Annotated in this window: 24 protein-coding genes and 1 tRNA gene; 13 read left to right on the forward strand and 12 right to left on the reverse strand. The window is 68.5% G+C overall.

Annotation, left to right across the window (positions count from 1 at the left end; all coding sequences use genetic code 11):
- The first annotated feature begins 62 nt into the window (after window positions 1-62).
- Window positions 63-485, forward strand: coding sequence for an NAD(P)-binding protein (locus DEQ67_RS04705; RefSeq protein ID WP_115860211.1), 423 nt, complete (start codon window positions 63-65; stop codon window positions 483-485).
- Window positions 482-2,659: an amino acid permease gene (locus DEQ67_RS04710; protein ID WP_008605846.1), complete on the forward strand. Its 2,178-nt coding sequence runs from the start codon at window positions 482-484 to the stop codon at window positions 2,657-2,659. The genes DEQ67_RS04705 and DEQ67_RS04710 overlap by 4 nt, the downstream gene beginning before the upstream one ends.
- 239 nt (window positions 2,660-2,898) lie before the next feature.
- On the opposite strand, the gene DEQ67_RS04715 is transcribed toward DEQ67_RS04710, so the two are convergent.
- The 3 genes from DEQ67_RS04715 to DEQ67_RS04725 all read right to left on the reverse strand — a co-directional run bounded on the left by DEQ67_RS04715 (window position 2,899) and on the right by DEQ67_RS04725 (window position 4,633).
- Window positions 2,899-2,971, reverse strand: a tRNA-Thr gene (locus DEQ67_RS04715).
- Between the two features lie 92 nt (window positions 2,972-3,063).
- Window positions 3,064-4,050: a class I SAM-dependent methyltransferase gene (locus tag DEQ67_RS04720; protein ID WP_008605845.1), complete on the reverse strand. Its 987-nt coding sequence runs from the start codon at window positions 4,048-4,050 to the stop codon at window positions 3,064-3,066.
- 112 nt (window positions 4,051-4,162) lie between these two features.
- The gene (locus tag DEQ67_RS04725; RefSeq protein ID WP_049896119.1) at window positions 4,163-4,633 is read right to left on the reverse strand and encodes an HTH domain-containing protein; all 471 of its coding nucleotides are present in this window, start codon (window positions 4,631-4,633) and stop codon (window positions 4,163-4,165) included.
- A 195-nt stretch (window positions 4,634-4,828) separates the two neighbouring features.
- Between DEQ67_RS04725 and DEQ67_RS04730 the strand changes: the two genes are divergently transcribed.
- Window positions 4,829-5,257: a universal stress protein gene (locus DEQ67_RS04730; protein ID WP_049897042.1), complete on the forward strand. Its 429-nt coding sequence runs from the start codon at window positions 4,829-4,831 to the stop codon at window positions 5,255-5,257.
- Window positions 5,258-5,339: 82 nt separating this feature from the next.
- Here the strand turns inward: DEQ67_RS04730 and DEQ67_RS04735 are convergent, their stop codons facing one another.
- Window positions 5,340-5,780: a universal stress protein gene (locus tag DEQ67_RS04735; protein ID WP_006600526.1), complete on the reverse strand. Its 441-nt coding sequence runs from the start codon at window positions 5,778-5,780 to the stop codon at window positions 5,340-5,342.
- Between the two features lie 117 nt (window positions 5,781-5,897).
- On the opposite strand from DEQ67_RS04735, the gene DEQ67_RS04740 reads away from it, so the two are divergent.
- Entirely contained in the window at window positions 5,898-6,614 is a 717-nt protein-coding gene (locus DEQ67_RS04740) for a TVP38/TMEM64 family protein (RefSeq protein ID WP_006600525.1), read from the forward strand.
- Here the strand turns inward: DEQ67_RS04740 and DEQ67_RS04745 are convergent.
- Entirely contained in the window at window positions 6,589-9,402 is a 2,814-nt protein-coding gene (locus DEQ67_RS04745; protein ID WP_115860209.1) for a cation-translocating P-type ATPase, read from the reverse strand. The genes DEQ67_RS04740 and DEQ67_RS04745 overlap by 26 nt on opposite strands.
- Window positions 9,403-9,497: 95 nt before the next feature.
- Between DEQ67_RS04745 and fdhF the strand changes: the two genes are divergently transcribed.
- Together fdhF and yqeC are read left to right on the forward strand one after the other, a co-directional pair.
- A complete protein-coding gene (fdhF, locus tag DEQ67_RS04750; protein ID WP_115891325.1) occupies window positions 9,498-11,540 on the forward strand; it encodes a formate dehydrogenase subunit alpha in 2,043 nt (680 codons plus the stop codon).
- Window positions 11,533-12,297 (forward strand): selenium cofactor biosynthesis protein YqeC, encoded by a 765-nt coding sequence (gene yqeC / locus DEQ67_RS04755; RefSeq protein WP_115860205.1) that lies wholly within the window; start codon window positions 11,533-11,535, stop codon window positions 12,295-12,297. Before fdhF ends, yqeC begins: the two co-directional genes overlap by 8 nt.
- Before the next feature lie 37 nt (window positions 12,298-12,334).
- Here the strand turns inward: yqeC and DEQ67_RS04760 are convergent, their stop codons facing one another.
- The 5 genes from DEQ67_RS04760 to DEQ67_RS04780 form a co-directional block, all read right to left on the reverse strand.
- Window positions 12,335-12,775, reverse strand: coding sequence for a pyridoxamine 5'-phosphate oxidase family protein (locus DEQ67_RS04760; RefSeq protein WP_004044008.1), 441 nt, complete (start codon window positions 12,773-12,775; stop codon window positions 12,335-12,337).
- Between the two features lie 79 nt (window positions 12,776-12,854).
- Entirely contained in the window at window positions 12,855-13,175 is a 321-nt protein-coding gene (locus tag DEQ67_RS04765; protein WP_004044006.1) for a hypothetical protein, read from the reverse strand.
- 66 nt (window positions 13,176-13,241) lie between these two features.
- The gene (locus DEQ67_RS04770; protein WP_115860203.1) at window positions 13,242-15,722 is read right to left on the reverse strand and encodes a heavy metal translocating P-type ATPase; all 2,481 of its coding nucleotides are present in this window, start codon (window positions 15,720-15,722) and stop codon (window positions 13,242-13,244) included.
- A 2-nt stretch (window positions 15,723-15,724) separates the two neighbouring features.
- Window positions 15,725-16,519 (reverse strand): sulfite exporter TauE/SafE family protein, encoded by a 795-nt coding sequence (locus DEQ67_RS04775; RefSeq protein WP_004064203.1) that lies wholly within the window; start codon window positions 16,517-16,519, stop codon window positions 15,725-15,727.
- Between the two features lies 1 nt (window position 16,520).
- Complete coding sequence (locus DEQ67_RS04780; protein ID WP_004064201.1) at window positions 16,521-16,739, reverse strand: hypothetical protein; 219 nt, start codon at window positions 16,737-16,739, stop codon at window positions 16,521-16,523.
- Window positions 16,740-16,904: 165 nt separating this feature from the next.
- Between DEQ67_RS04780 and DEQ67_RS04785 the strand changes: the two genes are divergently transcribed.
- The 6 genes from DEQ67_RS04785 to DEQ67_RS04810 all read left to right on the forward strand — a co-directional run bounded on the left by DEQ67_RS04785 (window position 16,905) and on the right by DEQ67_RS04810 (window position 20,605).
- Window positions 16,905-17,132, forward strand: coding sequence for a hypothetical protein (locus DEQ67_RS04785; RefSeq protein ID WP_058565934.1), 228 nt, complete (start codon window positions 16,905-16,907; stop codon window positions 17,130-17,132).
- The gene (locus DEQ67_RS04790; RefSeq protein ID WP_004064197.1) at window positions 17,133-17,672 is read left to right on the forward strand and encodes a cytochrome c oxidase subunit II; all 540 of its coding nucleotides are present in this window, start codon (window positions 17,133-17,135) and stop codon (window positions 17,670-17,672) included. It abuts the gene before it with no gap.
- Window positions 17,672-19,444, forward strand: coding sequence for a b(o/a)3-type cytochrome-c oxidase subunit 1 (locus DEQ67_RS04795; RefSeq protein ID WP_115802341.1), 1,773 nt, complete (start codon window positions 17,672-17,674; stop codon window positions 19,442-19,444). Before DEQ67_RS04790 ends, DEQ67_RS04795 begins: the two co-directional genes overlap by 1 nt.
- On the forward strand, window positions 19,441-19,635 hold the full coding sequence (locus DEQ67_RS04800; RefSeq protein ID WP_004064193.1) for a hypothetical protein: 195 nt from the start codon (window positions 19,441-19,443) through the stop codon (window positions 19,633-19,635). Before DEQ67_RS04795 ends, DEQ67_RS04800 begins: the two co-directional genes overlap by 4 nt.
- Window positions 19,636-19,817: 182 nt before the next feature.
- A complete protein-coding gene (locus tag DEQ67_RS04805) occupies window positions 19,818-20,039 on the forward strand; it encodes a hypothetical protein (protein ID WP_004064191.1) in 222 nt (73 codons plus the stop codon).
- Window positions 20,040-20,173: 134 nt separating this feature from the next.
- Window positions 20,174-20,605, forward strand: coding sequence for a universal stress protein (locus tag DEQ67_RS04810; protein WP_115802342.1), 432 nt, complete (start codon window positions 20,174-20,176; stop codon window positions 20,603-20,605).
- Between the two features lie 23 nt (window positions 20,606-20,628).
- Here the strand turns inward: DEQ67_RS04810 and DEQ67_RS04815 are convergent, their stop codons facing one another.
- Window positions 20,629-21,030, reverse strand: coding sequence for a hypothetical protein (locus DEQ67_RS04815; RefSeq protein ID WP_004064187.1), 402 nt, complete (start codon window positions 21,028-21,030; stop codon window positions 20,629-20,631).
- Between the two features lie 150 nt (window positions 21,031-21,180).
- Between DEQ67_RS04815 and DEQ67_RS04820 the strand changes: the two genes are divergently transcribed.
- Entirely contained in the window at window positions 21,181-21,840 is a 660-nt protein-coding gene (locus DEQ67_RS04820; RefSeq protein WP_115860201.1) for a bifunctional 4-hydroxy-2-oxoglutarate aldolase/2-dehydro-3-deoxy-phosphogluconate aldolase, read from the forward strand.
- Between the two features lie 110 nt (window positions 21,841-21,950).
- Here DEQ67_RS04820 and DEQ67_RS04825 read toward each other — a convergent pair whose 3' ends face one another.
- Complete coding sequence (locus tag DEQ67_RS04825; RefSeq protein WP_115860199.1) at window positions 21,951-22,964, reverse strand: hypothetical protein; 1,014 nt, start codon at window positions 22,962-22,964, stop codon at window positions 21,951-21,953.
- Window positions 22,965-22,981 lie beyond the last annotated feature (17 nt).

The raw sequence follows: 22,981 nt of genomic DNA on the forward strand, positions 1-22,981 counted from the left end.
CCGTCACCAACGGGGATGTACGCACGGTCGGAGCCAACTCCGGCCCACCACATTCAGCACACATGACGTCGAATCACTCCGTCGCAGACGAGCGACTCACGGACTGTGAACAGCGCACGTACTACGTCTTGGGTGGCGCGCACCTCGGCTCCGCCGTCGCCCGGCACTTGCGAGCGGACGGCCGCGCCGTCCGCGTGGTCGACGAGTTTCACGACCGTTCGGACACCGACGGGGTTCGCGGCGACCCGGCGGACGTCCGGACCCTGACGGAAGCCGATGTCTCGTCCGCGTCGACGGTCGTCGTGGCCACGGCGTCGGACAGCCGGAACCTGCTCATCGCACAGCTCGTTCGCGCCCGATTCGACGTCGAGCACGTCGTCGTGTTGGTCAACACGCCGGACCGCTTCGAGCTGTTCGCCGAGGCCGGCCACCAGCCGGTCTGTGCGACCTCCGTCCTGTCGGGCACGCTCGCGGGAGCCGTATGAAGGAGTTAGAGCGCGACCTCGGACTGCCGTCCGTCTTCGCCATCAGCATCGGTGCGATGATCGGCAGCGGCATCTTCATCCTGCCCGCGCTGGCGCTCGAAGTCGCCGGTCCGGCGGTGATAGTCGCCTACGCCCTCGCGGGCCTGCTCGTCGTGCCCGCCGCCCTGTCGAAGTCCGAGATGGCGACCGCCATGCCCAAAGCCGGCGGGACGTACATCTACATCGAGCGGGGGATGGGGCCGTTGCTCGGAACCGTCGCCGGCGTCGGCACGTGGTTCTCCCTGTCGTTCAAGGGCGCGCTCGCGCTCGTCGGCGGCGTCCCGTATCTGCTTCTCCTGTTCGACCTCCCGCTCCAGCCCGTCGCGTTGGGACTCGCGGCCGTGTTGATACTCGTCAACGTCGTCGGCGCGAAGCAGACGGGCCGTTTGCAGGTCGCCATCGTCGTCGTCATGCTGGCCGCGCTCGGCTGGTTCGCCGCCGGGAGCGCGCCCAGCGTCGAGCAGGCCAACTACGCCGGCTTCTTCGACGCCGGTATCGGCGGGCTCCTCGCCGCGACCGGCCTCGTGTTCGTCTCCTACGCCGGCGTGACGAAGGTCGCGAGCATCGCCGAGGAAGTCGAGAACCCCGGCCGGAACATCCCGCTCGGCATCCTCGGGTCGCTCGCGTTCACCACGGTGCTGTACGTCGCTATCGTGGCGGTGCTCGTCGGCGTGACGGACCCCGGAAGCGTCGCCGGGTCGCTCACGCCGATGGCGGTCGCCGCCGAGTCGACGCTCGGCCAGTTCGGCGTGGTCGTGGTCATCCTCGCGGCCATCCTCGCGCTCGTCTCGACGGCCAACGCGGGCGTGCTCTCCTCGTCGCGGTACCCCTTCGCCATGAGCCGGGACAAGCTCGCGCCGCCGTCGTTCTCGGCCGTGAGCGAGCGGTTCGGGACGCCCGTCGCCTCGATTACCCTCACCGGCGCGGTGCTGTTGGTGCTCATCGCGTTCGTCCCGATTCTCGATATCGCAAAGCTCGCGAGCGCCTTCCAGATTCTGGTGTTCGGCCTCATCAACGTGGCCGTCGTCGCCTTCCGCGAGGGGAACGCGGAGTACGAGCCCGAGTTCACCTCGCCGCTGTACCCGTGGGTGCAGGTGTTCGGCGTCGTCACCGCGGCGCTCCTGTTGACGCAGATGGGCTCGACCGCCCTGCTCGGGGCCGTCGCCATCACGCTCGGGAGCGTCGTCTGGTACGTGCTGTACGCCCGGTCGCGGGTGAGCCGCGAAGGCGTCGTCACGGACGCCGTTCGCCGGCAAGTCGGACAGAGCGCGCTCACCCGAACGGCGTCGGCGATGCACGAGACCCCCCGTGAGGTCCTCGTCGCGCTCACGAAGGACCTCGACGACGAACGCGAACGGTCGCTCGTCGCCGTCGCCGCGGACCTCGTTCGCCCCGACGACGGCCGCGTCGTCGTCGTCCGCTTCGAGGAGGTTCCCGACCAAGTCCCGCTCACCGAAGACGCCGCGGCGCAGTCGTCGACCGACATCTCGTACGAGGCGCGAATCGAGGCGCTCTCGGCGGAGCTGGGGGTCGACATCGAGGCCGACGAAATCGTGAGCCACGACACGAAACGCGCGGTCGTCAACTTCGCGGACGGTCGCGGGGTCGACACCGTCGTGGCCGAACACGAGCCGCTCCGACTCCGCTCGCGGCTGTTCGGTGACCCCATCGACTGGGTCGTTCGCCACGCGCCCTGCGACGTCCTCTTGGTCGACAACCTCGGTTACGACAACCCCGAACGGGTCGTCCTCGCCGGCGACGGCGGGCCGTACCCGCCGCGAGCGGTCGGAGTCGCAGAAGCCGTCGCCGCCGCCAGCGGGGGCGACGTGCTGCTCCGACAGCCCGCCACTCCGAAGATGACCGACCAGCACAAACGGACGGTCGGGGAGTACCAGGCCGAGCTCTCGGAACTGCTCTCCGTGTCGGTTCGCTCGGAGCCGCTGCGGGCCGACGGCGGCTGGTCGCAGGACCCGGACGTAGTGGTCCGCCGCGGCCCCGAACGGGGTGTTCGGAGCGCCCTGTTCACCGACCGACCGGCCGGCACGCCCCCGCGGTGTACGACAATCACCGTCTACCCGCACGACTCCCGACAGCCGACGTTCGCACAGCGGCTGCTCGAACGGCTGACGTTCTAGCAGGCGTCGCTCCGGTTTGCGTGACCTCGTCTTCGGCTCGTCCAACTCCCTCAGTTGCTCACATTCGTTCGCTCGCGAGCGGTCGCGCACACGGGATGCTCGACGAGTTAGTTTGCTGAAAACGTAAGCCGGTGGAGGGGATTGTGAACCTCATTCGCAACGCGCCGCGTTGCTCCCTGCTTCAAATCCTCAACGCAGGGCTCTTCGTTTCACTTCGTTTCACTTCGTTCGACAGAAAGAGCCGGTGGAGGGATTTGAACCCTCGGCCTATTCCTTACGAAGGAATCGCTCTGCCAGCTGAGCTACACCGGCGCGGTGGGCTTTCGAACGCATTCTTCCGTACCCCGGTTACGTAATTAAGACTTGCGAATCACCCCGGCGTCTGTCGGTCGGCACCAGCCCGCTCACGCCCGCTTCGTCAGGCGAACGTCGAGACAGACGTTGTACTCGTGGGGGGCGTACGACCGGACGACGTGCTCGTTCACGACGTCGACCTCGTAGGTCGGTTCGGCGGCGGCGCGAACGGCGGCGAGTCCCGGGCCGAACGGGTCGTCCTCGTGTTGGATGTCGTAGAGGTGAATCACGCAGTCGTCGCTCGCGAGGCGGACGGCGGTGTCGAGGAAGCCACTGGCGCTGTGCGGGAGGTTCATGATGAGCCGGTCGGCCCAGCCCTCGTAGTCGGCGGCGACTTCGCGCACGTCGCCGTGAATCGCGGTGAGTCGGTCGGCCACGTCGTTCCGCGCGGCGTTCTCCCGGAGGAACGCGACGGCCGCCTCGTTGAGGTCGCAGGCGACGACCTCCGCGCCCGCGGCGGCGGCCGGGACGGCGAACGGGCCGACGCCGGCGAACATATCGAAGACGTGTTCGCCCTCCTGAATCGCCTCGACGACGCGGTGGCGCTCGGTGGCCAGTCGGGGCGAGAAGTAGACGGTGTCGATGTCGAGGCGGAACTCGTGGCCGTACTCGCGGTGGACCGTCTCGGTCGAGTCGCCGACGAGCACGTCCCAGTCGCGGACGCGGAGTTCGCCTTTGACCTTCGAGGCGCGGTTGACGACCGTCTCGGCCTTGAGGTCGGAGGCGACGATAGCGTCGGCAATCTCGCGGGCGCGGTCGGGGTCGTCCTCGTCGAGGATGACGATATCGCCGAGGCGCTCGTAGGAGGGTTCGAAGCCGAGCAGGTCGGCGGGCGTGGTCTGCGTTTCGCGGGTCGGGGGTTCGAAGTCGACGACCGCCAAGTCGTCGGGGACGGCGTCGGCGTCGACGACGGGGATGTAGAGCGTCCCCTCGTCGACGGTAATCTCGTGGTCGTGGTCGAGCAACCCGGCGTCGGCGAGGCGTCGGCGCGCCGCCTCGCCCGACTCGCGGGGCACGCGGACGCAGGGGACGTTCATACCTCGACCACTACACGGTCCCGAGTAAGCGTGACGCTTCGCCGCTCTCGCTCGACTCGCTCAGGGGCGATTGTCCAGAAAATCCGACGGGGAACCGACGGCTGTTCCCCGGTCACACCTCGGCGCGGTCGCGGTCGACGCCGAGGGACGACCTCGCGGTCTCGACCCAGTCGGAGAGCGTTCGGAGCCCCTCGTCTCGCTCGTGCGGGTAGACGACCTCGATTTCGTCGCTCCGGAAGACGATTCCCAGCGTCGGCGGGAGGACGACCGCGTCGTGTTCGGGCCCCATCCGCCCCGACCCGACCGTCGCCCGCTCGTCGAGCGTCGGGAGCGCGACCCCTTCCCTTCGCGCCCAGTGGCGACACTCGGCGAGTCGCTCGCGGACGACCGCGTCGCGCTTCGTCGGCGCGGTGTCGGACTCCACATCGACCTCTCGTCCCCACGTTCGGACGCACACGTCGTCGACGACCCCCTCGTCCGCGAGCCGTTCGAGTCGGACGACGAGCGCTTGGTGTTCCTCCCCAAGGCCGTCCCGAATCGGACGAATCCACAGTTCCACCCTCCGTTCACCGTCAGTCTGCATGCTCCTCACCACCCGGTGAAGGGTACGCGCGATTCGGGCATAAGGCGGACTCATCCTTCCCGGTGGCCGGGAATCGGGAACGCGAGCGAGAGCGACGGGTGTGGTCGGTTCGGGATGCGACGCGGAAGGTTCGGCTCGGCCACCCCGGTTCCGGACGGGTTCGGTTTTATTCGCTCGGCGCGCGTCTGTGCGGATATGTTCGACCACATTCTCGTCCCCACCGACGGCAGCGACCACGCGGTCCGCGCGGCGGAGTACGCGGTCGACCTCGCGGCGACCTACGGGGCCGCCCTGCACGTTCTCTACGTCGTCGACGTTCGGACCGGCCACGCGGACGCGCCCGTCGACGACGACGATTCGCAGACGCGCGGGGAGACGGCGGTCGGTGTCGTTGCCGACCGCGCGGCCGACCGCGACGTGCCCGTCGAGACGGAGATTCGGGTCGGCCTGCCCCACGAGACCATCATCGACTACGGCGACGAGCGCGACATCGACCTCGTGGTGATGGGGACCCACGGGACGAGCGGGCTGGAGCGCTACCTGCTCGGGAGCGTCGCGGAGCGGGTCGTCAGGCTCTCGGACGTGCCCGTCCTGTGCGTGCCGCCGGCTGACGACGACGAGTGACGTGACGTGACGTGACGTGAGGCGCGTCGCTCGGGCCGACAGCCGGCCGCGAGGCGACCGCGAACGAGCGCGAGTGCGCCCGTCAGCGGACGACCATCACGCTCATCGGCGCGCGGCCGGCGACCAACTCGGCGACGCTGCCGAAAAGCAGGTCCGTCTCGCCGGCGCGGCCGTGGCCGCCGAGGTAGACGGCGTCGACGCCCTCCCGACGAGCGAAGTCGACGATGGTCCGCGCGGGGTCGCCGCGGAGCGTCTCGGTCCTGAGTTCCACCTCGCTCCCGTCGGCAACCGCCGCGAGTTCCTCGAAGATTCCGTCCGCGAGTTCCTGCGCCCGCTCGTACCACTCCTCGGAGCCGTGGAGCGGTTCCGTGCTGATGTCCGCGTCCGACGGCGCGCTGTAACCCGGGTCCGTCGGGTCGATGACGTGCAGCGCGACGACCGTCGAGTCGGCGTGCGAGAGGGCCTGTTCGAACGCGCGCTTCGACAGCGGGGAGCCGTCGACGGCGACGAGAATCGTATTCATCACGATTATTACTACAACGTCTCGGGACAAAAGCGCTCCCGCGGTCGGTGGGGCGCTCGCGGAGTCGCCGGGAGGGGTCGCGCCGGGCTTTTCACCGCGGCGTGCGAGTGGGTATCCGTGGTATCAGTCCCCGACCTCTTCGAATCGCGGCGCGACCGATGGCGGACGCTCGCGCTCGCCGTCGTCGTCGTCGCCCTCCTCGCCCTCGTCGGCACGACGCTCGTCGACCGCTTTCCGTTTCTCGCCAATCCGACGGCGCTGCGGGCGTGGCTCCTCGAATTCGGGACGCTCGCCCCGCTCGCGTTCGTCGGCGTGCAAATCGCGCAGGTGCTCGTCGCGCCCATCCCCGGACAGGCGCTCGGCTTCGCCAGCGGCTACCTGTTCGGCGCGCTCTGGGGGACGGTTTACAGCATGGTCGGCATCGTCCTCGGCACGGCGCTCGCCGTCTCGCTCGCGCGATTTCTCGGCCGGCCGTACGTCGAGCGCGTCGTCACCGCCGACGCGCTTTCCGTCTTCGACGACGCGATGGAGACCCACGGGTTGGCCGTCCTCTTTCTCGTGTTTCTCGTCCCCGGCCTCCCCGACGACGCCATCTGCTTCGCCGCCGGCCTCACCGACATCCCGGTTCGCAGGGTCGTCGTCGTCGCGGCGGTGGGCCGGCTCCCCGGCTTCCTGCTCGTGAACCTCGCGGGCGCGGCCGCCGCCGACGGCAACGCCGAACTCACCGCGGTGTTCGTCGGCGCGTTGCTCGCCGCGTCGGTCCTCGGCTATCTCTACCGCGACCGACTCATGGGCGCGCTCGGGTCGCTCACGGAGCGAACAGCCGGTCGTTGAGCCACACCAGACACAGGTTCGCGACGAGGAACGGGACGAACGCGCCCGCGACCCAGCCCCACTCCGTGAGGCCGAGCGGGACGACGCCGAACAGGTCCGCGACCGGCGTGTAGAGGAGGACGAGGTGGAGCGCGAGCGACAGGCCGACCGCGCCGAGGAGCCACGGGTTCGAAAGCGGTGACAGCCGATAGCGGAGCCGAACCGACTGCGTGCGGACCAACTCGGCGGTGACGAGGAACGTAAACAGCACCGTCTGAGCGACGACGAGGTCGCCGGAGCGAGAGAGCGCGTAGAAGAACACGCCCAGTCCGGTCGCGGTGAGCGCGACGCCGATGCCGAGAATCGAGGCGACGGTCCGGCGGTCGAGGACGCCCTCGTCGCGGGGGCGCGGCGGCCTGTGCATCACGTCGTCCGACTTGGGGTCCGCGCCGAGCGCGAGCGCGGGGAAGCCGTCGGTGACGAGGTTGAGCCACAGGAGCGCGACGGGCGTGATGACGAGCGCCGACTCGGACGCGAACACCTCGGGGAACAGCGCCGCGCCGAGGAGCGTCCCGAGGAAGACGACGAACACCTCGCCGGCGTTGGCCGACAGCAGGTAGTTGACGAACTTGCGGATGTTGTCGAAGATGCCGCGGCCCTCCGCGATGGCGTCGCGGATGGTGACGAAGTTGTCGTCGCGGAGCACCACGTCCGACGCGCCCTGTGCGACCTGCGTCCCACGGTCGCCCATGGCGATGCCCACGTCGGCGTTGCCGAGCGCCGGCGCGTCGTTGACGCCGTCGCCGGTCATCGCCACCGTGTAGCCCGCGTCCTGAAGCGCCCGGAGGATGCGGACCTTGTGCTCGGGCGCGACGCGGGCGAACACGTTCGTCTCCTCGACGACTCGCCCGAGTTCCTCGTCGTCCATGGCGGCCACCTCGGTCCCGGTGACGACCGAGTCGGCGTCGATGCCGACCTCGCGGGCGATGGCGCGGGCGGTCCGCGGTGTGTCGCCGGTCGCCATCGTCACCTGCACGCCGGCGTCGCGGCAGTCGGTGACCGCCTCGGCGACGCCCTCGCGCGCCGGGTCGGTCATGCCCTGGAGTCCGAGGAGGACGAGCCCCGATTCGAGCGTCTCGTCGTCGGCGTCGGGGTCGAGCGCGGGCGCGTAGGCGAACCCGAGCACGCGGAGCGCGTCGTCGGCGAAGGCGGCCACGGTCGCCTCGACGCGCTCGCGGCGCTCGTCGGTGAACGCCTCGATTTCCCCGTCGACGAGGACGCGGTCGCACCGCGCGACGATTTCCTCGGGCGCGCCCTTCACGAGCGCGACGGGGCCGTCGCCGGGGGCGTCGAAGTCGTCCACGACGACCGACATGCGCTTTCGCTCGGAAGTGAAGGGGACTTCGCGGAGCCTGTCGTCGGGGTCGCGCGAGCCGTCGAGGCCCGCGTCGGCGGCGGCGGTCACGAGCGCGACTTCGGTGGGGTCCCCGCGGTGGTCGCCGCCGTCGAGTTCCTTGGTGTCGTTGCAGCGGGCACCGCAGGACAGCAGCGCCGCGAGCGCCGGGTCCGGGTCCGACACGGCCCCTGCGTCGGGGCTCGCGTCGCCGTCTCCCGACGCGGCGGCAGTCGAATCCGAACCACCGTCCAGTTCGACCGTCCGGTCGTCGGGGAGCCACGCGCGGGTGACGGTCATGCGGTTTTCGGTCAGCGTCCCCGTCTTGTCGGTGACGATGTAGTCGACCGCGCCGAGGCTCTCGACGACCGCGAGGTTGCGGACGAGCGCGTTGCGCTCCATGAGCGTCCGCGACCCGAGCGCGAGGGTGAGCGTGACGACCGCCGGGAGGCCCTCGGGGACGGCCGCGACGGCGAGCGTGACGGCGACGAGGAGGACGACCACCGGGTCGGTCGCGGTGAGGAACAGCTGGACCGCCGCGATGAGCAGGATGAGCGCGACGATGCCGACGCCGATGCGGCGGCCGAGGCGGTCGACCTCGATTTCGAACGGCGTCTCGCGCTGGCGGGCCTGCCCGAGTTGGTCTGCGATGCCCCCGAGTTCGGTGTCCATCGCGGTGGCGACGACGACGGCCTCGGCGCGACCCCTGACCACGGTGGTTCCGGCGTGGAGGACGCTTCTCCGGTCGGCCAGCGCCGCGTCGGATTCGACCGGGTCGACCGCCTTGTCCACCGGGACGCTCTCGCCGGTCAGCGTCGACTCGTCGGCGCGGCAGTCGGCCGCGGTGAGGATGCGGGCGTCGGCGGGAACGGCGTCGCCCGCTTCGAGGACGACCACGTCGCCCGGCACGACCTCGGTCGCGGGGACCGCCCGAATCGACCCCCCACGACGGACCGTCGCGTCCGGCGTCGCCATCTCCCGGAGCGCCGCGAGCGCCTGTTCGGCGCGGTAGTCCTGCACGAAGCCGAACAGGCCGTTTCCGAAGAGGATGAGCAGGATGAGCGCCGCGTCGGTGTAGCCCGGGTCGCGGCCGGGCAGGAGGCCGACGGCCAGCGAGAGACCGGCGGCGACGAAAAGCAGGAGGATGAGCGGCCCGGTGAACTGCGAGACGAGGAGCGAAAGCGGCGAGACGCCCTCCTCGTCCGCGAGTTCGTTCGGCCCCTCCTCGTCGAGTCGGCGGGCCGCGTCGTCGTCGTCGAGGCCGTCTCGGCTCGCCCCGAGTCGCTCCAGCGCCGCCTCGCCTTCGAGCGCGTGCCACGGCACGTCCTCGCGTCCGCTCGCTTCCTCGGCCTCCCGATGCGCGGTTGCCTGCTCGTGCACAGTTCGACCGAACGACACGAACCGACGTATGTCCACCGGCGATTTTCACCCCGCCGCAGTCGGCGGTACGATGAATACCGTTCGGGTCGCACGTTCGACTATGTGTGTGGTGTGTCAGCGTGCCTGAGCGGGTGGCGGCATCGAGCGAGAGCGTCTGTCCGTACTGCGGCGTCGGCTGCGGCATCCGTTACGACGCCGACCGCGGGAGCGCCGTCGGGTGGAACGGCCCGGTCAACACGCGGGGCGAACTCTGTCCCAAGGGGGCCGCGGCGTGGGACGTGGTCGACCACGACGAGCGCCTGACCACCCCGCTGGTGCGAGTGAACGGCCGGCTCGTCGAGGCGACGTGGGACGAGGCGTTCGACCGCATCGAACGCGAGTTCTCCCGCGTCGTCGCGGACCACGGCCCCGACTCGACGTTCTTCTTCTCGTCGTCGAACTGCACGAACGAGGAGAACTACCTGCTCCAGAAGACGGCGCGGGCGCTCGGGACGAACAACGTCGACAACTGCGCGCGGCTCTGTCACGCCTCGACGGTGGCGGCGATGGGCGACCGCTTCGGCGCGGGGGCGATGACGAACTCGCTTTCTGACCTCGGCGAGGCCGACGTGTTCCTCGTGACCGGCGCGAACCCCGCCGAACAGCACCCGGTCATCTTCCGTTCGTACCTGCTGCCGGCGCTCAAGTCGGGGACGACGATGATTCACGTCGACCCCCGCGAGAACCAGACGACGAAGGCGGCGGACATCCACCTCCCGGTGAAGCCGGGGTTCGACATCCCGCTTCTCAACGCGATGGCCGCCGTCGTCGTCGAGGAGGGACTGGTCGACGAGGCGTTCGTCGCCGAGCGCACCACGGGGTTCGAGACGCTCCGCGAGTCTCTCTCGGGGCTCGATATCGACGCTGAGGCCGAGCGCGCCGGCGTCGACCCCACCGACCTCAGAGCCGCCGCGAGCGCCTACGGCGAGGCCGACCGCGCGGCCGTCTTCACCGGGATGGGGATGAGCCAACACCACTGCGGAACCGACAACGTGCAGGCGCTCATCAACCTCCCGCTTTTGACCGGCAACGTCGGGAAGGCGGGCACCGGCGTCAACCCCCTCCGCGGGCAGAACAACGTGCAGGGCGCGGGCGACGTGGGCGCGCTCCCGAACGTCCTGCCGGGGTATCGCCCCGTCACCGACGACGACGCCCGCGCCGCCGTTGCCGACGTGTGGGGGTTCGAACCACCCGCCCTGCCGGGGCTCACGGAGGTCGAAGCGACCCACCGCTTCGGCGACGAGGTGCGGGCGGCCTACGTCTTCGGTGAGAACCCCGCCGTGACCGAGCCGAACGCGAACCGCGTCCGCGAGGCGTTCGAATCCCTCGACTTCTGCGTCGTCCACGACGTGTTCCCGACCGAGACGGTCGAATTCGCGGACGTGGTGCTTCCGGGGAGCGTCTGGGCCGAGAAGTCGGGGACGGTGACGAACACCGACCGACAGGTCATCCGGATGAACCGGAACGTCGCGCCGCCGGGGAACGCCCGCGCCGACCTCGACATCCTCCGGGAGTTCGCCGCCCGCGTGGCCGGCCTCGACGCGCCGGCGACCCCCGAGGGCGTCTTCGACGAACTCCGGCGGGTGACGCCCATCTACGCCGGGATGTCGTACGACGGCATCGGCGCGGGGAGCCAGCGCTGGCCGTTCCCCGAGGGTGCGACTGAGGGGACCGCAATCCTCCACGCCGACGCGTTCGAATCGGGGTCGAAGACCGCCCCGTTCCGGGTGGTCGAACACGTCGACCCGGCGGACCCCGTCGCCGACGACGAACTCGTCCTCGTGACGGGGCGCGTCCTCCAACAGTTCAACAGCGGCGCGCTCACCCGACGTTCGGGCGTGCTGATGCGGATGCGCGGCGAGGACAGCTTGCAGATTCACCCCGACGACGCCGCCGCCCGCGGCATCGACGACGGTGCGACCGTCCGCGTCGAAAACGACCGCGGCGAGGTCGCGGTCGCGGCCGAGGTGACGCCCGCCGTCCGCCGCGGGACCGTCTTCGCCACGTTCCACTACGCCGACCCGCTCGTGAACCGGCTGACCGGCGATGCGCTCGACCCGGTGGCGAAGATACCCGAGTACAAACACAGCGCCGTCCGCGTGACGGTCGAACCGGAGGTGGCGGCCGATGACTGACCCGTCGGCGTCGCCCGCGCCGAGTGCCTCGCCTCCGACGCTCGCCGACGCCCTCGGTATCGGCCCGGACGACCTCGTCTGCGCCGTCGGCGCGGGCGGCAAGAAATCGCTTCTCTACCGACTCGCCCGCGACCTCGACGGCGTGGTCACGAGCACCGTCCGCATCCCAATCTTCGACGACGAGGTGGCCGAGGTGGTCGTCACCGACGACCCGGAGACCGCCGTCGCGGAGACGCAACCCCGCCCGCTCGGCGTCGTGCCGGAGCGCGAGCGCTCCGACCGCTACCGCGGCTACGACCCGGCGACGGTCGACCGAATCGCGCGCGCCACCGACGACGTGGTGCTCGTCAAGGCCGACGGCGCGCGCTCGCGCTGGCTGAAAGCCCCCGGCGAGGACGAACCGCAACTCCCCGACACGGCCGACCTCGTCTGTCCGGTCGCCAGCGTCCGGGTCGTCGGCGAACCGCTTTCCGACGAGCGCGTTCACCGACCCGAACTCGTCTCCGACGTGTCGGGGACGGCCGTCGGCGACGCGATATCCGAGTGGGACGTGGCCGCCGTGCTGTCGAACGACCGCGGCGGGATGAAAGGCGTGCCCGAGACGGCGCGGGTCGTCCCGGTCCTCAACATGGTCGACGACGAGCGACTGGCCGAGACGGCCGCGGAAATCGCCGGCTGGCTCGGTGAGCACCCCCGCGTCGACCGCGTGGTTGCGACCTCGCTCGCGGCCGATGAGCCGGTCGTCGGGTTCTACTGACCCGCCACGACGCCACGAGACGACACCCGCGAAGCGACTATCTGGCGGTTTCGCGGCCCGTCAGCTCGTCGAGTTCGAGTTCGACGAGGTGGAATTCGAGGTCGTCGACCTCCTCGTCGAACACGCGGACGCCGCCGAACAGGTCGTTTATCGTCGCCGCGTCGGGGCGCTCGTCGTCCGGGAGGACGCGAATCGACCCGCGGGCCATGATGCTCCACGAGTCTTTGCCGGCGTCCTCGTAGCAGACGAACGTCGCCTCCTCCGTCTCCTCGATGAACGCGAACTTCTCGCTTTCGCCGTCGTCGGTCAGTCGGAACAGGAGTCGACCGCCGTCGGCGTCGTAGGAGACGTGCGCGGGAATCGCATACGAGCGGCCGCCGTCGGCCAGCGACAGCACGCCCGACGAGGCGTTCGACAGGCGTTCGGCGACCGTTTCGGGGTCGGTGCCGACGGTGTAGACGAATCTGATATCTCGCATACGTGACGTTCGCGGCCGTGACACATGAAACGGTGGTGCGTGCCGGACTGCGACGGCCCGACGGCGAGGCCGTGATAAATCAGTCGTCGGCTACCGATTCGATTCGCTCGCCCGACGACGCGAGCCGGTCGAGGGCGTCCTGTGCGGCGTCGCTCACGGCGTCCACGTCGCGGTAGGAGTCACCGAGGCCGACCTCGCGGCGGTGCCACTCCCCGTCAGCGAAGGCGAAGATGTCGACCCACCAGTAGAGCGTCAGCCCGCGCGCGAACTCGGTGATGGTGACGCGCCGGTCCGAGTCGGGCGACTCGTAGACGGTCTTAGCGCTCGCCTCGTCGGTGTCCACGTCGGTCTCGACGGTCCACCCCTCCGGAACGGCGAGCGAGAAGGGGTCGTCTGTCATTATCGTTCCCGACGAGACGGAGCGACTTGACTGGTCCGCTTTCGGTGACCGTCTCGGGAAGGCGACTCAGTCGAGCGACCGCGCCGAGTTGGCGACGACGAGCAGGCTCGACGTGCCCATGGCGACGGCGGCGAAAAGCGGGTTGAGCACGCCGAAGGCGGCCAACGGGATGGCGACCGCGTTGTAGCCGAACGCCCACGCGAGGTTGCCGCGGATGCGGCGGTTCACCCCGGTCGAAAGCGAGAACACCTCGGGTATCGCGTCGATGTCGCGGCCGACGAGCACCGCGTCGGCGGCGTCGCCCGCGATGTCCGTCCCCGTGCCGAGCGCGATGCCGATGTCGGCGGCGGCGAGCGCGGGCGCGTCGTTGCTCCCGTCACCGACCATCGCCACGGTCCCCCGGGCGCGGAGGCGTTCGACCGTCTCGGCTTTCGCCTCCGGCGGCACGCCCGCGAACACGTCTGCCACGTCCGGGTGGTCGCGGAACCGGCGCGCGGCGCGCTCGGAGTCGCCCGTGAGGACTACGACCTCGCGGCGGCCGTCGTCAGCGACAGCCGCGACCACGTCGTCCCACGCCTCGCGCGGTTCGTCGCCGACGACGAGCACCGCCCGAGAGCGCCCGTCCCACCCGACGACGACGGGCACCGCGCCCTCGTCGCGGGCGGCCTCGATGGCGTCCTCGTGGGCCGGAGCGAGCGTTACGCCCTCGTCGCGGAGGAGCGAGGGATGACCGACGACGACGCGCCCGCGTCCTCTGTCGACCTCTCCGGAGACGCCGCGGTCGTGGACGGTCACGTCGTCGGCCGCAACGTCGGGAATCGACGCGTTCGCCCCCGCCGCCTCGATTCGGTCTTCGGCCGCCTCCACGACGGCGGTCGCGAGCGGGTGCGCCGAGAACCGTTCGAGCGCGGCGGCCGCGGCGAGCGCGGCGTTCTCGCCGTCGCCCCCACTGTTCTCGCCGTCACCGACGACCCGGAGGACCGCCATGTCGCCGTCGGTGAGCGTCCCGGTCTTGTCGAAGACGACCACGTCAACGTCGGGGACGGCTTCGAAGACGGCTTCGGAGGCGACGACGATACCCCGGCCCGCGGCCTCCTTGATGCCCGAGGCGACCGCCAACGGCGTGGCGAGGCCGAGGGCGCACGGGCACGAGACGATGAGGACCGTGAGGCCGACGAGGAGCGCGTCGGTCGGCGTGCCGCCGCCGAGGAGGGTCCAGCCGAAGGCGACGGCGGCGAGGACGAGCACCGTCGGGACGAAGATGGTCGCCAGTTTGTCGGCGAGGCGCTGGACGCCCGTGCGGGCGCTCTGGATGTCCCAGAGCAGTTCGACCAGTCGGTCGAGGGTGCTCGTCGCGTCCTCGCCGACCGCGACGACGAGCGGGCGGTCGGTGACGACGGTGCCGCCGAGCACGTCGTCGCCGGGGCGCTTCGTCCGCGGCATCGACTCGCCGGTGACGAGCGCCTCGTCGACTGCTGCGGTCCCCTCGCGGACCGTCCCGTCGACCGGGACGCGTTCGCCCGGTCGAACCTCGACGAGGTCGCCCGATTCGAGCGCGTCGAGCGCGACCATCTCGACGGCGGTGTCGCCGGAGCCGTCGGCGTCGCCTTCGACTCGCCGGCGCGCTTCCGAGACGCGCGAGGCCGCGAGGTCCGAGAGCATCCCGGCGGCCTTCCGCTTGATGCGGTCCTCGTAGTAGTTGCCGAGCGTGACGACGAGGATGATGGCGACGGTCACGTCGAAGTAGACGTGCGTCTCGCCGGCGAGGACGGCCGCCGTCGAGTAGACGTAGGCGCTCGTCGCCGCCAGCGAGACGAGCAGGTCCATGTTCGGCTGGCCGGCGCGGAGGCTGACGAGCGCCCCCCGGAGGATGGGAAAGCCGGTGTAGAACAGGACGATGGAGGTCATCACCCAGATGTTGCCGAGGATGTAGACCCCGTCGAACACGCCGAGTTCGACCACCGGCTGGAAGCCGACGTAGGTCGGGTACAGAAACAGGACGTACCACAGCATCACCATCATGCCGAAGACGCCGCCGCCGATGACGAACCGAGCGACCTGATTGTCCGACCGCTCGGCCGCCTCGCGCTCCTCGGGGTCGCGCGTGCCGTAGCCGTAGCGCGCGAGCGTCCCCGACAGCCCGTCCAAGTCGGCGGTTTCGGGGTCGTAGGTGACGCGGACCATGTCGTTGGCGTAACTCGCCTCGGCGGCGTAGACGCCCTCGCAGGTCCGCGCGGTTCCCGAGACGAACGCCTCGCAGGTGGCGCAGTGCATCCCGTCGACGGCCATGTAGGTCCGCTCGGCGTCGTCGGGCACTTCGTCTGTCTCGCCCGCGAGTTCGCGTTCGACCGTCTCGGGGTCGGCGCTCGCGGCGTCGCCGAGCGCGCGGGTGATTTCGAGACAGCCGCGACAGCAGAACTCGCCGTCCACCTCGTCGCCGGTGACGGGCGGCGTCGGCGTCGGCAGGCCGCAGAGGTCACAGCCCTCGCTGTCGTCGCCGTCGCTTCCGCCGCCGGCCGACCCGCGGGACCGCGTCGTGGTCGACATCGTCACAACGGTTGGTAGAAGGGCACGTGAAGGTGCGGGACCGACACGCCCAGAAGCATCAGCCCGTGGGACAGCGGGATGTAGCCGAGGACGAGGAACGCCGCCCCGAGCGCCCGGTGGAGCGTCGCCCGCCGGCGCGCCGAGACGCGACCGAGGAGCGTCCCGTAGAGGAACAGCGTCGGAATCGTCCCGAGGCCGAGCAGGCCGAGTAAGGCGGCGGCCCGGAGCGGGTCGCCCGTCGAGAAGGCGTACAGGTACGCCGGGTAGATGATGGGACACGGGAGCAGGCCGTGAATCGCCCCGAGCCCGAGGATTCGCGGGCCGCCGACGAGTCTGTCGACGCGGGCGGTCGCCCAGCCGCTGACGCGACCGAACAGGCGCGTGACCGCGGTCGGCGTGAATCGGTCGATGGCGGCCGACTGGCCGACAAGGTAGCCGACGCCGGTGAGGATGATGGCTGCCCCGACGAGCAGGCCGGTCGTCGCGCGGACGCCGCTCCCGACGGCGGCCACAGAGTCGAACGCGTCGAAAAACAGGCCCCCGACGAGGGCGAAGACGGCTCCGATGGCGGCGTAGCTCAGCGCTCGCCCGACGTTGAACAGGGCGTGTTGGCGGACCTGTCGGAGCGTGAGCGACCGACTGTCGACGCCTTCGCGGTCGGCGAGACGGTCGGCGTACACGCTGACGAGCGGGCCGCACATCCCGAGGCAGTGCGCCCCGCCGAAGAGGCCGACGAGGAGGAACGCGACGGCCTCGGGCGTCGCGGCCGGCAGTCCGAGCGAGATGCCGCCGTCCATCTCAGGCGGCGTGTTCGGCGTCGGTCTCGGGGTCGGCGTCGCCGTCGTGTCCGTGTCCGCCCTCGGTCGGACTCATGAGGAGGTAGATGGTTGTCGAGATGAGAAGCACGTTGACGGCCGTGACGACCCCTGCGAGGGGGTTTTGCGTCACGCCGAAGATAACCGCGGGGAGGAGCGCGAGCAGTGCGACGGTTCCGGCGCGCCGTGGCGTGAGTTCCATATCGGTCCATTCGCGACCACGGTGTTTCTGATTTCGCCTATTCCCACCGCGTTGGAATGGGGTGTTGCGTTAAAGTCCCGTTATTCCTCATGACCGGGTATGGCCGTTGATTCGACAGCAGAGGGAGCCGCGTCCTCTGCCGCGCGCGCGTCCACCGATGGCGGCGTGCCAGCAAACGCGGATTCCCAAGGAGATTCCGGGCAGGCTGACCCCCCGGTGGATTCTATCGTCGGGACGGCCGACGACGGTATCGTTCGCGAACTCGAACACGACGATTTCGACCCGGTCGGGACGCTCGTGCTCGTGCTCATCTACATGGCGATTCTCATCGGCATGTGGGTGTTCATGTACTTCGTCGAGTTCCTCGGACGTGGTCTCACGGTGGTGGGATAGATGGAGATTCACGCCTACGAGAAGCTCTGGTTGGCGCTGGCGCTCGTCCTCATCGTCGGGTTCATCGGGACGATTACCTACGGGGCCGCCGGCGCGGGTATCGAGATGATAGACGACGAGGGCGGCACGGTCGACCCGGCGACGCTCGACCAGCACCCGAAGTTCGGTGACCCCGGCATCGAGCGGACCGGTGAGAACAGCTACGATGTGTACGTGGTCGCCCGCCAGTTCGTCTTCGAACCCGGGACGACCGAGCCGCTTCGCGTCCCCGCCGGCAGCACGGTCACCTTCCACGTGACCGCCGCCGACGTCATCCACGGCTTCGAGGTCGTCGGCACGAACGCGAACACGATGGCGATTCCCGGGCAGGTCTCGGAGTTCACCGTCCAGTTCGAAGAGGCCGGCGAGTACGGGATGCTGTGCAACGAGTACTGTGGCTCCGGCCACCACGTGATGGAAGGGAAGATTGTGGTTATGGAACAAGGAGAATTCGACAGTTGGTACGAACAGCAGCAGGCGCAAGGGGAGGCTGAGAACTGATGGCGACCGCGTCCGGCGGCGGCAGCGAGTTCGTCGATAAGTTCCCCGACGAGGCGGCAATCATCAAGGCGAGTTTCCTCATCGCGTTCGTCTCGCTCGGCATCGGGGCCTTCTTCGGTCTCATTCAGGCGCTTCACCGCACGAACGTCCTCCGCGTCATCGACTCGGCGGACTACTACACGGTGTTGACGGGCCACGGCGTGCTGCTCGCCATCGTCTTCACCATCTTCTTCCTCTGTGGGGTGTTCCACTGGGCGGTTGCCAGAAGCCTCGACCGGCCCGCCGAGAGCGCGCTGTTCTCGTGGGCGTGGGTCGGCCTGATGACGACGGGCACGGTTCTGGCCACCGTCGCCATCCTCGGCGGCCTCGTCCCGAACCTCGGCATGAGCGCGGACGTGCTGTTCACGTTCTACGCGCCGCTCCAAGCCCATCCGATATTCTACATCGGCCTCGCGATGTTCATCGTCGGGACGTGGCTCGCCGGCGCGGACTGGTTCCTCTCCTACCGCGCGTGGCGGCAGGAGCACCCCGACGAGCGCATCCCGCTGCAGACGTTCATGGTCCTCACGACCATGATTATGTGGTACATCTCCACCCTCGGCGTCGCCGTCTCGGTGGTGTTCTTCCTCATCCCGTGGTCGCTCGGCCTCATCGAGAGCGTCAACCCGCTTCTGACGCGGACGCTCTTTTGGTACTTCGGCCACCCAATCGTCTACTTCTGGCTGATGCCGGCGTACCTGCTTTGGTACACCGTGCTCCCCAAGCTCGCGGGCGGGCGGCTGTTCAGCGACCCGCTCGCACGCGTGGTGTTCGTGTTGTTCCTCCTGCTTTCGACGCCGGTCGGGATTCACCACCAGTACCTCGACCCCGGCATCGCGGAGGGCTTCAAATTCATCGCCATGACGAACACGATGTTCCTGCTCCTCCCGTCGCTGCTGACCGCGTTCACCGTCGTCGCCAGCGTCGAACACGGCGCGCGCCAACGCGGCGGTGAGGGCTACCTCCGCTGGCTCGGCGCGCTCCCGTGGCGCGACCCCGCCTTCACCGGCATGGCGCTCGCGGGCGCGATGTTCGCCGCCGGCGGCTTCTCCGGCATGATTAACGCCGGGATGAACATCAACTACCTCATCCACAACACGCTGTGGGTGCCGGGGCACTTCCACCTCACCGTCGGCACGGCCGTCGCGCTGACGATGATGGCCGGGTCGTACTGGCTCGTCCCGCAGGTCACGGGCAGGAAGCTTTACAGCCGCCCCATCGGCCTCCTGCAGGTCATCATGTGGTTCGTCGGCATGGTGTTCATGTCGAACGCGATGCACCGCGCCGGCCTCGCCGGCATCCCGCGGCGCACCGCCGAACCGCAGTACCAGAACTTCGAGTTCCTGACGCCCATCGGGAGTATCTTCGAGCTTCGGGTGCAGATTGCCCTCGGCGGGACGCTCCTGTTCCTGTCGGTGGTGCTGTTCCTGTTCAACATCCTCCTGACCTCGCTCGGCGAGGAGTCCGACCGCCCGGTCGACTCCTACCTCCCCGAGCCACTTTCGGGGCCCGAGGGAAGCCCGCGCATCCTCGACAACCTGACGATGTGGACCGGTATCGCGGCGGTGCTCGTCGTGCTCGCGTACACGCTCCCGCTGGCCGGCATCATCCAGAACGGCGGCGGGCTGTTCGGCGGCGGCCTCCCCGTCCCGGCGACCGTCTCGGCCGGCGTCGACCTCGTGTTGACGACGGTCACGAGCGCCTTTAACACCCTCTGGGGGGTGGTCGCGTGAAGCTCACGAAGGCGCGGGCGCTCGTCCTCATCGCGATTAGCGTCCCCGTCGCTATCGAACTGCGCACGGTCGCAGGGTTCTTCAACGTCGAACTCCCGCTCATCGCCGTGGCGGTCATCGAGTTCCTGTTCCTCGCCCTGCTGTTCGTGCTGTACGGGCTCTACGGCGAGGGGTCTGAGTCGGCGGCGTAGCCGACGACCCGACTTGCAGTTTCGACACCTGATTTTCGCGCCGTCGCCGCAGTACCGTCAGCGCCGGCCGCCGACTCGACATAAAACCCCCGCGATAGCGTGGGAGACCCCCGGTCAGTTTCCCGGACGCTGGGAAGCAGTCTCCGTTTATATTCGGTCGTCTCGCCTACGTCTAAGCGACCATGAGCAACCTCGACTTGATGAAAGCTGGCATCGGCCTCGCGGTCGTCATCGGCATCGCCCTCACGGCGGTCGCCGGCTACGCGCTGTTTACGACGTTCGGCGGCATCGACGGCCTGACCGTCGCTCCGGAGCTCCTCGTGTCCGTCCTCTTCGGCGGCCTGCTCGTCGCGGCCGCCGCGAGCGTCCGCCGGGTCGCCCCCAAACCGCGCACCCGCGTCTGAGGGCTCGACGCCGACCGCACCACGGCTCCGCTGACCTCCATGCTCCGTTTTCCGACCCGACGAGCGACGGCGTCGCCCCGAGCGTTCCGACGCCGGCACAAAAGACGATATCGTCGGGACGCCAATGAACTGATATGTACGATACCGTTCTCGTCCCCACCGACGGAAGCGCCCGCTCCCGCGCGGCGGCCCGCCGCGCCATCGACCTCGCGGGTACGTCCGGCGGGTCGATTCGCGCCCTCTCGGTCATCGAGGTCGACGACCTCGGGCTGTGGACCGCCGCCGACGCGCCGGTCGAACGAGTGCGCGCGAGCCTCCGCGACGCCGCCGAGATGGCCGTCGAGGAAATCGCATCGCTCGCCGGAGACGCGGGCGTCGACTGCGCGACCGAAATCCGAATCGGCGTGCCGTACCGGGAGATTCTGGACGCGACCGCCGAGGCCGACGCGGACCTCGTGGTGATGGCGACCCACGGGCGAACCGGGCTCGAACACGCGATTCTCGGAAGCACGACGGAGCGGGTCGTCAGGCTCTCGGACGTGCCCGTGTTGACCGTCAGGGAGTGAGGCGAGAGCGAAGCGAGGCCGACTCAGACCAGCGCCCTGAGCCCGTCGCGGAGCGCCCGCCGACCGTAGACCGCGAGGCCGACGGCCCCGGCCGCGCCCAACAGGAGCGGAATCACGTCGAAGCCGTCGACCGCCAACCGGAGCGCGCCCCAGACGAGGAACGCCGCGGCCTGCGCGACGTAGAACGCGAGGGTTCCGTTGAACGGGACGAACCCGCCGGCGAGGAAGACCACACAGAGGAGCGCGATGCCGACCACGTCGGCGCTCATCGGCGGGAGCCAGCCGAACGCGACCGCGGCGACGGCGAACGCGCAGAAGACGACGCCGACGGCCAGCCGGAACGGTGCGATTTCGGCGAACAGCGATTTATCCGGCGGAACGACGTTTGAACCGCCGTCCGTGGGCGTCGTCGATGTCGGTGACACGGTCGTAGTTCGCACAGAACTGTCAAAAAATTATTCTCTCTCGGGCTCACTCACGAGGATGCGACTGCCGCCGCAGCCCCCGTCGTGCGACCGAAGCGATGCCGCGAGGCCCCCAATTTAATACTATATGTAGTAAACGTCGAGACAACGATGGTCGCACTCGACGTACACGAGGACATGCAACGACTCGCCGACAGCGGCGTCGTCGCGGTGATGCGCGGCGCGGACGCGGACACCATCATCGACGTGGCCGACGCGCTCCACGAGGGCGGCGTCACCGCCTACGAAATCACGGCCGACAACCCCGACGCGATGGACCTCATCCGCGAGGTGTCGGCGTCCTTCTCGGACAACGAGGCAATCGTCGGCGCCGGGACCGTTCTCGACGCCCCGACCGCCAACGCGGCCATTCAGGCCGGCGCGGAGTTCGTCGTCGGACCGAACTTCGACGAGGGCGTCGTCGAGACCTGCAACCGCTACGGGACGCTCGTCGCGCCGGGCATCATGACGCCGACCGAGGCGACCGACGCGTACTCCGCGGGCGCGGACCTCGTGAAGGTGTTCCCCGCCTCCTCGCTCGGTCCCGGTCACCTCAAGAGCATGAAGGGGCCGCTCCCGCAGATTCCGATGATGCCGACCGGCGGCGTCGGTCTCGACAACGCCGCGGACTACATCGAGGCCGGCGCGGTCGTCGTCGGCGCGGGCGGCGCGCTCATGGACGACGAGGCAATCGAAAACGGCGACTTCGAGGTCATCACTGAAACGGCCCGCGAGTTCTCGAATATCATCGACGACGCTCGGGACGACTGAGATAGGGGGACGAGTCGCCCGGAATCGAGACGAGTCGAATCGCTAGTTCTTTTCGGCGTTCGTAGTGACGCTATGTTGTCGGAGTCGTGTTGAATAGTGTGGCGAGTCAGTTACAGGCTGTCTTTTCTGCCCTCTACTTGTGGGGTATCGGTGTTTTGACGCTGTTCAACTCGATTCGTATGTTCCAGGCCTTCGCGCTCGACAAAAATATCGAGATCTTCTGCGAGTTCTTCGAGCTCGACCATCAGTTCCTCCTCATGACCTGCCAGTTGCTGTTGCATCTCGTCAGAAAGCTGTTTTTCGAGACGGTCTGTGTAGTTGAGCCGATACTCAAACGGGCCGGTGAGCAATTTACTCTGGACCGAGTCGATTTCGTGACGATCTGACTCAAGATCTCGATTGGCCCACGCTTTCAGATGCCAGGTAAAGCCGCCTTCGACTGTCAACTGCTCCTGTTCAGAGTCGACGATTTGGTTGTGCCAGCGTTTGACTTGGCTCACCAGTTCTCGACGGAGCGTCCACTTTAATTCATCAATCTCCGTCGTCTCGACAGCGACGAAGGCGTCTCCTGCGTAGACCACACTCATATTTGCGAAGATATCCGTTCTGGACTCTTGTTCGGTATCGACAGTCCGTTCGCTAACCTCGCCGGTCATCAATACACGAATGACGTCCTGCCGCGAAATCGCAAATTCACCACTCTCAGTTTGCCAGTATCCGTAGCCACCCGCAACGATGAGTAGAATTCCGACGATACCCCATACCGCATCGCCGATACCCAACAAAAGGAAGAACAGTCCTATGACGATCGCAAGTGCACCGTGGGGCCCGTACGGACGATATTCGAGATTACCATCTCCCACGATATACCAGTCTGACTCTGCGAGCAACCGACCTTTTACTACCCCGGTATTCTGGCCTACGTCTTCGCTTTTAATCTCTAAGTCAGACTCTTGGGATCCCGTTGTTTGGTATTTGAAATCGTTCCCTTCCTGAATCTCTTCGAGGCTACGCTTTAGCGTTCGATAGAATCGACGTGGATTGATTCCACTATAATCCCCCTCTACGAACTTTGTTGCCTTCCGTAGGCCTTGTCTGTTAAAGTCTATCATGCTCCCTGCCATGTCAATTAGAAATTCAT

The organism is Haloferax sp. Atlit-48N (assembly GCF_003383015.2).
In the GTDB taxonomy this organism is placed as follows: Archaea; Halobacteriota; Halobacteria; order Halobacteriales; family Haloferacaceae; genus Haloferax; species Haloferax volcanii.